At 71.4% G+C, this 10,076-nt stretch carries 7 protein-coding genes and 3 pseudogenes; 3 read left to right on the top strand and 7 right to left on the bottom strand.

Going from position 1 to position 10,076, the window contains the following annotated elements; translation table 11 throughout:
* Window positions 1-373: 373 nt before the first annotated feature.
* The 3 genes from CCN42_RS31345 to CCN42_RS31330 form a co-directional block, all read right to left on the bottom strand.
* Window positions 374-1,156 (bottom strand): sulfite exporter TauE/SafE family protein, encoded by a 783-nt coding sequence (locus tag CCN42_RS31345; RefSeq protein ID WP_086740675.1) that lies wholly within the window; start codon window positions 1,154-1,156, stop codon window positions 374-376.
* A gap of 141 nt (window positions 1,157-1,297) precedes the next feature.
* A complete protein-coding gene (locus CCN42_RS31340) occupies window positions 1,298-2,530 on the bottom strand; it encodes a cytochrome P450 family protein (RefSeq protein WP_086740673.1) in 1,233 nt (410 codons plus the stop codon).
* Window positions 2,531-2,866: 336 nt separating this feature from the next.
* Window positions 2,867-3,487, bottom strand: coding sequence for a cytochrome P450 family protein (locus CCN42_RS31330; RefSeq protein ID WP_086740669.1), 621 nt, complete (start codon window positions 3,485-3,487; stop codon window positions 2,867-2,869).
* A gap of 122 nt (window positions 3,488-3,609) precedes the next feature.
* Here CCN42_RS31330 and CCN42_RS42825 point away from each other — a divergent pair, with 122 nt between their 5' ends.
* Window positions 3,610-3,783 carry a hypothetical protein gene (locus CCN42_RS42825; RefSeq protein WP_158102156.1) on the top strand — a complete coding sequence of 58 codons (174 nt, stop codon included), beginning with the start codon at window positions 3,610-3,612 and terminating at the stop codon, window positions 3,781-3,783.
* 109 nt (window positions 3,784-3,892) lie between these two features.
* On the opposite strand, the pseudogene CCN42_RS31325 reads toward CCN42_RS42825, so the two are convergent.
* Together CCN42_RS31325 and CCN42_RS45940 are read right to left on the bottom strand one after the other, a co-directional pair.
* Window positions 3,893-4,063, bottom strand: a pseudogene (locus tag CCN42_RS31325) (transposase); the annotation flags it as partial.
* A gap of 216 nt (window positions 4,064-4,279) precedes the next feature.
* Window positions 4,280-5,927 (bottom strand): annotated as a pseudogene (locus CCN42_RS45940) (DUF4158 domain-containing protein); the annotation flags it as partial.
* A 185-nt stretch (window positions 5,928-6,112) separates the two neighbouring features.
* Between CCN42_RS45940 and CCN42_RS31310 the strand changes: the two are divergent.
* Both CCN42_RS31310 and CCN42_RS46255 read left to right on the top strand, forming a co-directional pair.
* The gene (locus tag CCN42_RS31310) at window positions 6,113-7,135 is read left to right on the top strand and encodes a TerC/Alx family metal homeostasis membrane protein (protein ID WP_086740667.1); all 1,023 of its coding nucleotides are present in this window, start codon (window positions 6,113-6,115) and stop codon (window positions 7,133-7,135) included.
* A 312-nt stretch (window positions 7,136-7,447) separates the two neighbouring features.
* Window positions 7,448-8,023: a DUF6233 domain-containing protein gene (locus CCN42_RS46255; protein WP_422641216.1), complete on the top strand. Its 576-nt coding sequence runs from the start codon at window positions 7,448-7,450 to the stop codon at window positions 8,021-8,023.
* A 201-nt stretch (window positions 8,024-8,224) separates the two neighbouring features.
* On the opposite strand, the pseudogene CCN42_RS31295 reads toward CCN42_RS46255, so the two are convergent.
* Window positions 8,225-9,158, bottom strand: a pseudogene (locus CCN42_RS31295) (TerC family protein); the annotation flags it as partial.
* A 440-nt stretch (window positions 9,159-9,598) separates the two neighbouring features.
* The gene (locus CCN42_RS31290) at window positions 9,599-9,937 is read right to left on the bottom strand and encodes a hypothetical protein (RefSeq protein WP_086740665.1); all 339 of its coding nucleotides are present in this window, start codon (window positions 9,935-9,937) and stop codon (window positions 9,599-9,601) included.
* Window positions 9,938-10,076 lie beyond the last annotated feature (139 nt).

Below are 10,076 nucleotides of genomic sequence, written 5' to 3'. Positions count from 1 at the left end.
CCGGCGCGCCGAGAGCACGCACCAGACGCCGCGGGGCCCGCCCTTCGGGCGGACGACGGGACTTTGCGGACACGACCTAGCGATCGGCGTCACGGTCGGCATCGCGTTGCACCCACCTCATTGTGCGATCCGTATGTGAAACAGCGCGCGATCCACTGAGCGATCACCTCACGCCAGGTGGGCCGGACAAGGGATCGACCGCCCACCCGATCAGTCGCTTGTGGTCCTGAACGGGCCGGGCTCGTCGGGAGGTCCGGCCAGGGCGAGGCGGTGCTGGATGTCTGCGCGAAGGAAGGGACACGCTTCGCTGGTCTGCCTCACCGGATGACGGGCACATGTACGCCCCGCGCGGCCACTGCCCTGCCACACCGGTTCAGAACGAGGCTTGGGCGGCATACAGCGCGCCGAGGCCGGCGGCGAGGGTGCCGAGCAGCAGCCGGAGCGCGGTCTCGGGCAGGTACGGCTGGAGGCGGGCGCCGAGGTAGCCGCCGATCAGGCCCCCTGTGCCGCAGGCCAGGCCCAGCCACCAGTCGGGCGCGACAGGCCCGGGGCTCGCCAGGGCCAGCACGGCGTAGGCGGCGGCTCCGGCGAGGGACGTGGTGAAGGTCGCGGCGAGGGTGGCCGGTGCGATGCGGGCCATGTGCATGCCGCGCGCGGCAAGGATGGGTCCCAGCAGGGAACCGCCCCCGATGCCGTAGATCCCGCCGATCACCCCGACCGTCAGGGCGAGGGCGGCGAGCAGGCCCGCCGACGGCTCGGCGGTGTCCGGCCGCCGCCGGGCGGGGCGTAGGGTGCGCAGGAACAACCACGCGCCGAGCGGGAGCAGGAAGACGGCGACCAGAAGGCGGAAGACGCCGGGGCCGGGGAGGGCGAAGACGCGGACGGCGGCGCCGGCGATGACGCCGGGCAGCGTCCAGGCGACGAGACGCCGGGCCAGTCCGCCGTGCAGAGCGCCGTCGCGGCGGTAACGCCAGAGTGCGCCTGGCCCAGCCACCACATTGAACAGCAGGTTCGTCGGTGTGACTGCGGGGCTCGGCACGCCGAGGACGCTGAGTTGGACCGGCAGGAGGAAGACCGCCCCGGACACGCCGACCGGAGCGGTCACCGTCGAGATCAGCAGGCCGGCCGCGAACCCTGCCCAGATCGTCCACTCCATCGCTGCCCCCCGCCGCTCCTCGATCGCCCCGTCAGTATCGGCATGGCCGCTCGTCGGAGTGCGGGCCGGCAACGAGATGTTCACGAGCAGCAGGTGCAGCGCGGCCTGCAGCCGCAAGCGTCGGGGGCACCGCGGTTCTGGTCAGGCGGCGGGGCGCGGGCGGACGGGCAGGGTCTGGTGACCGTTGCTGATCAGGGAGGGCAGCGGCTGGAGTTCGTGGGCCGGCACGGCGAGCTCGATGTCCGGGAACCGGTCGAACAGTGCCCGGAGGGCGGTGGCGACCTCCAGGCGGGCGAGCGGGGCGCCGAGGCAGAAGTGGACGCCGTGTCCGAAGGCGAGGTGTTCCTTGGTGACCCGCTCGACGTCGAAGGCATCGGCCGTGACGCCGTGCCAGCCGGGGTGGCGGTTGGCTGCGGCGTAGGAGGCGAGGATCGCATCCCCCTGGGCGATGGTCTGCCCGTCGGGCAGCGTGAGGTCGCGAACGGCGTAGCGCAGCGGCAGGTGCGCGACGGCGGGCTCGAGGCGGAGGGTCTCCTCGACGGCATCGTTCCATGTGGCCCGGCCGGCGCGGATGTGCGCGAGCTGCTCCGGGTGGGTCAGCAGCAGTGTGACTGCCTGGTCGATGACGTTGACGGTGGTCTCGTAGCCGGCGCTGATCATCAGCAGGAGGGTGTCGCGCAGTTCGGCATCGGACAGGACGCTGCCGTCCTCGTCGCGGCTGGAGACGAGGAGGGAGGTCATGTCGTCGCCGGGCTCCGCACGCTTGGCGGCGATCAGCTGGTCGAGGGCCGCGTACAGCGAGACGGTGTTGGCGGCGGCTTGTTCGGCGGTGAGGGTGGTGTCGAAGACGCCGTCGACGACGCTGCGGAAGGCGGGCCGCTGTCGGGCGGGAACGCCCATGAGGTGGCCGATGACGGTGATCGGCAGCGGGTAGGCGAAATGCTGGCGCAGGTCGATGGTCTCGCCGGCGGGGAGGGCGTCGAGATCGTCGAGGAGGCTGGTGACGATTCCGTCGACGACTTCTCCGAGCGCGTTGATGCGGCGGGCACTGAAGGCGGGCGCGACCATGCGCCGCAGCCGCCGGTGGTCCGCGCCGTAGGCGGTGAACATGTTCTTCACGGCCACCCAGAGGGCGAGCGGCCAGGTCTGTACGACCTGCTCGAAGACCGGCCAGTGCGCGCGGCCGTCCTTGGAGACGTCGTCGTTGGTGAGTAGTTCCTTGAGGAGGGCTGGGTCGGAGACGGACCAGGCGGGCACACCGAGGACGTCGACGAGGATCGCGGAGCCGCCGGCGTGCAGCTGACGGTGCTCGCGGTTGCGGTCGGCGCCGGTGGGGTCGAGGACGATCGGGGCAGGGGACTGCTGGGGGGTCATGCGGAGACTCCTTCGAGCTGCTGCGGGGTTGGGAGGAGGACCGGCAGGTGGGTCAGGGCACGGTGGTGAGGGGCCGGGACGGAAGGCCATGTCGCCGGGTCGGCGGGCCAGTTGCACCTCGGGCAGGGTGTCCAGGACGTGGGTGAAGGGCGGCCTCAGCGATGAGGCGGGCGCCGGAGTGGGCGGGGCGGGCGTGCGGTCCGGTGCTCCAGGACAGTGGGCGCGGCTGCCGGAGGCGTGCGGGTCGGTGCCGAGGGCGGGGCCGTTGTCGCAGGCGGCCATGGAGATGATGACGGGCTGGTGGGCGGGCAGGAAGACGCCGTCGATCCCGACCGGTTACGGCGGGTGGGAGACGCAGTAGTTCGCCAGTGGCGGGTCGCGGTGGAGCACGGCGTCCAGGGCTTCGCGGACGGCGGCGCCACCGGCGTGCAGCTCCGCGGAGAACTCCGGGTCGGTCAGCAGCTTGAGGACCGTGTTGGTGATCAGGTTGGTCAGCGGTTCGATGCCGGCGCCGTCGAGGGTGACGAGCTGGTGCAGCATCTGGGTGTCGTCGAGCCGTGCGGGGTGGGGGATGAGCCGGGAGGTGATGTCGTCGCCGGGCTGCTGGCGGGGCAATGCGACGAGGTCGCTGATCGCGCGGGTGAGGCTCTCGTTTCCGGCTTCCGCGTTCACGCCGTCGAAGACCCTCGCCATGCCGTCGGCGCAGCGGTGTCCGCTTCCGTCCGGACAGCCCGGGAGGGCGTTGAGGGATCGGAGGGCAAGCGGCCAGGCATGGTCGGCGAGCAGGTCGGCGCGGCCGGCCGTGTGGAACGCGGCGATGGTGGAGTCGGCGTTCTGGTCGACCAGGGTGCGCAGCCGGTACTGGTCGACGGTGTCGATCGCGGCCGTGTTCGCCGCCCGGTAACGGGAGTGAACCGCCCCGGACGAGCGCGGCGCGTTGGGCCACCGCTCGAGCAACTGGTGTCCAGCATGCAGCCGGACTGGTGGGCGTGCGTACTGGTGGACTGGTCAGGCTCCTTGGGAGTGGTCGGATTGCGGGCGCTGACGGGCAGCTAGGGTCCCGGCCACCAGCCGAGGCGATGTCGGTGCCCCAGGAGGACCGCCGGACCGTCAATCCGCTCGGCATGGTGACCGGCTCGGCCTCCACCACCGCTGCGGTCGGCTCCACGGGCTGGGCACAGGACTCGGCGTCCGGGGAGATGGTGGTCAGCAGGGATGTGGGGAAACACATCTGCGCGCGCGTGCCGCGGTAGGCGTTCGGTGCCTCGACGTCCACGCTGAAAGCGTACTGGCGCCAGGATCGCGGTGACGGGGAATTCGGTGCGCCGGTGTCGCTGTTCTGTCGGCTCACCCTAACTGGCCCTAAGAAAGCCTCTGAACGTGTCGGTGGGTGATCAGGCAGACGGCGAGTCCGAGGAAGGCCTCGTGGATGTCGTCGCGTCGTTCCCAGCGGATGCGTAGGCGGCGGAAGCCGTGCAGCCAGGAGATCGTCCGCTCGACGACCCAACGGAATGTGCCCAGACCGGTGCCGTGGGGCTGGTGAGAGCCAGTAAGCCGGTGATCACGCTCAGGCCGGGGCTCCGAGGGCGGTGACGCGGTTCTCGTACTCGCGGCGGGCCTTGCGCTGGGCTAGGACGGCCGGGACGCCCTGGCCGCCGTCGAGCGGCTGGCAGCGGGCGAGGAGCTGGCGGTGCACGGCGGGGACGGCGCTGACGCGCAGGGTGAAGCCCTGGCCGCGCCGTACGGTCGCTCTAGGAACCCGGTGCAGGAGTCGCCCTCGAACAGCAGGTCCGGCAGGTCGTCCGCGGGCAGCATCGCCCCGGTGGTCCGGCGCAGCCACCGCAGCGACTTCGGCTCGCCGAGCGCGCCGAGCCGGTCCACGTGCAGCTTCAACCGGCCGTAGCCCTGCACCTCGAAGGACAGCTTCGCGACCTGCCCGGCCTCCTCCAGCCGCTCGGCCATCAGCCGCCACGCCGCGTCCAGCGCGCCGACCCGCTCGGCCAGGTGCTCCTCGGCGGGCTGATCCAGGCTCAGGCCGGCAGGACGTCGGCCTGCACCGCCTCCCACTGTGGCCCGTCCAGCAGCCGGGCCCGAGGGTCGGCCCAGCGGACGGACGGGGAGGCGAAGACGTCGCGGCGTCCGAGCGCGCGGTAGAGCTGTTCCAGCACGCACACCACGTAGGCGTCACGATCCACCGCCCGGCCGGTAGGCCGGGGTTGGAGAACACCGCCTTCTTCCACGCCGGCGGCACCAGCTTCTGGTCCACCTCGCGAGGCAGCAGCGGCTTGGCCTTCACCTTGCGCCTGGCCAACGCGGGCAGCCGCTTCACCGCCTCCAGCACCCGCCTGCCGGCCGAAGCGGCCCCGAGCGCCGGGGACTCCCCGAGCAGCGACAGGAACGGCCGGTGCTGTACCGGCTGGCCAGCGCGCGGCGCACCTCCGCCTCCGCCTCGTCGTCCCCGGGCGGCAGCAGCTCGTCCCACAGCCTCACCGCGGCCTCGACCTCGGCACGCGGGGCGGCCTCCTCCTCCAGGGCCCAGAACATCGCGGCCGCGTCCAGGTCGGCGCCCGTCCCGGCGACCAAGTCCAGCTGCCCGCTCCACAGCCGCAGCGCCGCCTGCACCGTCCGCCTTCGCCAGGCGCGGGCGGACGGCCAGCCAGTCCCGGTCGGTGGCCCGCTTCGCCACGCTGATCAGCTTCACCTGCATCAGCAGCGCGAACGCGTCCAGAGCGTCGTCGATCGCAGCGGCCTCCAGGTGCCGCACCACCGAGGTCAGCAGCGCGGTGCGGCGCGGCTCCGGGGTGCGCTCCAGGATCGGCGCCTTCGACCCCAGCCCGACCCGGGCCAGCGTCGCCAGCCGGGGTTCGGCGGGACCAGCCCCACCTTCACCCTGCCCAATCTGAGCGCCGAGATCTCTTCCACCCGCTCCAGCGCCTTCGCCATGCTGGCGCCGGTCGTCCGCGTCGGCGGCCGGCGTAGCCGCTCCAGCTCCGACACCCGGCGCCCCTCCGGCACCGCGAGCAGCGCCACCAGGTCCTCAGGCAGCGAGCCGTCCGCCCGCCGGGCGGCCCGGGCCACCGTGGCATACAGCCGCTTCTCCGCCACCGCGCGCACCATGGCGACCTGTTTGGCCAGCACCGACACCCCGGCAGGAGCACCCGGTTGCGCCGCAGCCACCCCACCCGCCTGGTTGGACAGCGCCACCGGCCTCGGCGTGCGTCCACGCCCGGCCGTGCAGGAAGGCGAGGAACTTGCGGCTCCACTGCGGGTCCTCGAACCGGCGGTAGCGTAGGCGTCCCGAATCTCCCAGGCGTGGTCGTACGCGCTCTGCCGGCGCTCGGCGTACCGCTATCACCACCGAGGGGTCCTCGACCCCCAGCTGCACCGCGAGGAGCTCGGGGTACCAGCTCCATCCCGAAATAAGCTGCGCCCCGAGGCGCGCCCCGGTGCGCAGCGGACGCCTCGTGGTACGAACAGAAGCCGTGGTGGTCCGACAAGGCGCACGGCGGGTGCGGTCGGCGCTCAGGGCGGCCACGACAAGGGCGATCCCGCCCGCGTCCGCATGAACCAAGTGGAGGACCGGTGCTGGACATCAGCGCACTGACCTGGGCCGTCACCATCGGCCTTATTCTCGCCCTGCTCACCGTCGATCTGGTCCTGGCCGCCGCGCGCCCGCACCGGGTCGGTTTCGGTGAGGCCACCGCCTGGTCGGTGTTCTACATCCTCGTCGCGGTCGCTTTCGGTATCTGGTTCGCCGCGCGGTACGGCGGAGAGGCAGGGACCGAGTACTTCGCCGGCTACATCGTTGAGAAGAGCCTGTCGGTCGACAATCTGTTCGTGTTCGTCATCATCATGACCACCTTCGCCGTACCGGCGGAGCACCAGCACAAGGTACTCACCTTCGGCATCGTGCTCGCCCTGGTCATGCGTGCGATCTTCATCGCGCTCGGTGCCGCCCTTCTGGCGCTGTTCTCCTTCATGTTCCTGCTGTTCGGCCTGCTGCTGATCTACACCGCCGTGCAGCTGTTCCGGCACCGTGACGAGGACCCCGACATCGAGGACAACGTCCTGGTGAAGGCCGCCCGCCGGTTCCTGCCCGTCACCGACGACTACGTGGGCGGCAAGCTCTCCGTCCGCGAGGACGGGCGCCGGATGGTCACCCCGCTGTTCATCGTCCTGCTCGCCATCGGCAGCATCGACCTGCTCTTCGCGCTGGACTCCATCCCCGCGGTGTTCGGGGTCACCCGGGAGCCCTACATCGTCTTCACCGCAAACGCCTTCGCCCTGCTCGGCCTGCGCGCCCTGTTCTTCCTCGTCAAGGGGATGCTGGACCGGCTGGTGTACCTGTCCGCCGGGCTGGCGCTGATCCTCGCGTTCATCGGCGTCAAGCTCATCCTGCACTGGGCGCATGTCGATGTGCACGAGGCGGTCCCTGAGATCCCCACCCCGCTCAGCCTCGGCGTGATCGGCGCCGTGCTCGCGGTGGTCACCGTGGCCAGCCTGCTCAAGACCAGGCGTGACCCGACCGCCAAGGCCCACCCCGGCTCACTGCGCTCCCATACCCCCAGGTCCGCGGAGTCCGACCGGCAAACCGGATCCCACTGAGCCGCGCTCGGGGCAGCCGGGTCGTGCAACGCGGCCCGGGCGGCGTCGACGAGGTCTTCGCCGCGCAGGGCTATGCCGGTGGGGCCGCGCTGCAGGCCGGCGGCGTCCATCAGCTGGCAGGCGAGCCGGCGCAGGTCGTCGTGGGCGGACGGCTCCGGCAGGCGGCGGATCCTCTCCACGAGGTGCCGCCAGCGAACTTCAGCGTGAGGGCGCGGGCGGCCTGGCCTCGGCGGCGCAGCCGCACGCCGAGGCGTATGACCACCTCGAGGAGGGCGGCACGGACGGCGCCGCCGTCGACGCTGTGCCGGTCGAGTGAGCAGCGCACCATGGCGGAGGCGGACAGGGCCCGGGGGGACGACAGGGCGGGGATCGCCGGGTCGAGCAGCGGCAGGCGGAGGAAGAGCGGGGCCGCAGGCTGCGGCCCACGCCGCCCGACTGGGTCGCAGCCTTCACCATCGGCGCGGCCGCGAGCCCGCCAAGGTCCACACCGGCGGCTGCCACATGACCGGGCCCCGCTGGCGCGCCGTCGACCGGGACGAAGCCCGCCGCCTGCTCAGCTCCGGCGTGCGCGCGTACAGCCACTGCCAGCAGGAGGTGCATCTGCGGCGACACCCTCTTCATGGTGCGTGTCCACGTCGACCACGGGCAGGTCACCGCAGCCAGCGACATTGTCGGCACTGGCGAGATCACCGCAGTTTCGTCACCGAGCCGGAGAGTGCTTGCGGTGGCTCGGATCCAGCCGGAAGTCGGGACAGTCGCGGTTCTGGCACGCCCCCGGGCCCCAGACGGGAACGAATACGCCGAGGGTCTTGTGGCGGTGGATCCCGGCCGGCACGGACTTCTTGCAGGTCGGGCACACGTACGCTTCGGGCTTACGCTTCATTTTGACCATATCTTTACGATATGCCGGTGTTGGCGCGGCGGGAAGTGCCCCGCTTCCTCGCCGGCCCGCGTGCGGGTGCCCCTCACCGCTCCGGCCCGGTGAACCGGTGGTGGGATCAGAGGCCATCGCGGGCAGGGCGCTGGGCGTCTGGGACTGCTCGGTGGCCGCGGCGGCGTCCTGCTCGTCAGCCTGTGCCAGAACACCTAGCGGGGTCGGCCTTCTGATGCTGAGCAGCACGGATACTGTCAGGACGACGACGATGACCGCGAGGCTGACCGGTGAGGGGATCTCCGGGATGCCGGGGCTGATCATCTTGTGGGACGCCTGGAGGATGAGCTTGACCCCGATGAAGGCGAGAATGATCGCCAGGCCCTTGCTCAGGTAGTGGAAACGGTCCAGCAGGCCGGCGAGCATGAAGTAGAGGGCCCGCAGCCCGAGGATGGCGAACGCGTTGCTGGTGTAGACGATGAAGGCGTCGTCGCTGACCGCGAGGACGGCCGGGACGCTGTCGACGGCGAAGATCAGGTCGGCGGCCTCGATCGCGGCGACCACCGCGAGCAGCGGCGTCGCCACCCGCTTGCCGGCCTCCTTGACGAAGAACCTCGCCCCGGCGTACTCGTCCCGCACCGGGATGACCTTGCGGAGCATCCGCACGGCGAAGCTCTTGCCCGGGTCGAAACTCTCCTCCTCGTCCTTGAGGAGCTTGTAGGCGCTGTAGAAAAGGACCGCCGCGAAGGCGAACAGCACCGCGGTGAAGCGGCTGACCACGGCCACGCCGAGGGAGAGGAAGATCCCGCGGAAGACAAGTGCGCCGATGACACCGAAGAACAGCACACGGTGCTGGTAGGCGCGGGGCACCTTGAAGTACGCGAAGATCACGGCGAAGACGAACAGGTTGTCGACCGACAGGCTCTTCTCCAGCAGCCAGGCCGTCGTGTACTCGGTGCCCGCCGTGGTGCCCAGGACGAGGAAAACGACCGCGCCGAAGACCAGCGCGAGGCCCACCCACAGGCCGCTCCAGGCGGCGGCCTCCTTGAAGCCGATGACGTGCGCGGTGCGGTGGGACAGCAGGTCCACCGCCAGCGACACCACCACCGTCGCGGCGAACACCCCCCACAGCCAGAGCGGGACCTCAAGCACGCCGAACACCCTCACTACGACCCGCGCGAAGTACGCGGACCCTTACACAGGAGTCTCCGGCATTCCGCCCCCGGGAGCACGCGGAGAGGGTGAGGCCGACCAGTGCCCTGTGTTCACTCCGGACGGTACCCGCCTCGGCTCGATCCTGGACACCGGCCGGCTCGCCCGTGAGGCACGAGCGCCGCATCACACCAGGGTCGGGCGACCGGGGTGTCCTGGACGGCCCGGACGCCCGGGCGGCCTGGGCGACCCTGCCGTCCCGGACGGATCACCCTGCCCACTGACGGGCGGGATCTGCGTCGCGCGGGGCGAGCGTTCCGAGGGCCTGACGAACACGAAGGCGCCCGCTTTCACTGGAAACACTGAACGACACCAATTGAACGAGGTCCGCGCTCGTCGACGGTGCGGGCTTCGTCGTTCCCGACGCAGCGGCACGACAGTCAGTGTGAGGCGACACCCTTGAAGCCCGGACCGAGCCCGCGTCCGGTCGCCGCGGCAGGTCGCTCGTCGCGGGATGCGATGCCGGAACGGGCGGTGAGGGCCGCGACCACCGCCTGGGCGGTCTGCGGGGTGAGGCTGGCGCTGACCTCGGTGGTCCGGACTCGTGCGTACGCGCCCGTGCCGTGCGCGCGTAGGGCGGCGGCGAGCGCGGCGGCCGAGGTCTCCGTCGGCCAGCTCGGCCAGCCGTCATCGTCCCCCTGCTGCGCCTGCCGGGGGAGGGCGTCGCGTCGGCTGAGGAGCACGGCCAGGACCTGTGCGTCGGGTGCTTCCAGCGTCACAGTGATCGGTGCGGCCCTCAGTTGGTGAACTCCATGCCGGGTCATGCCGTCCGAGCTCGACCCGCGCAAGGCCAAGGACCTCGCCGCACTCTCGTTCGTCGAGGCCAACGCCACGCCGCCCTGCTCGGACCCCGGGGTC

The organism is Streptomyces glaucescens, assembly GCF_002154375.1.
GTDB lineage: Bacteria > Actinomycetota > Actinomycetes > Streptomycetales > Streptomycetaceae > Streptomyces > Streptomyces glaucescens.
This window is presented reverse-complemented; position numbering and strand designations above follow the sequence as displayed.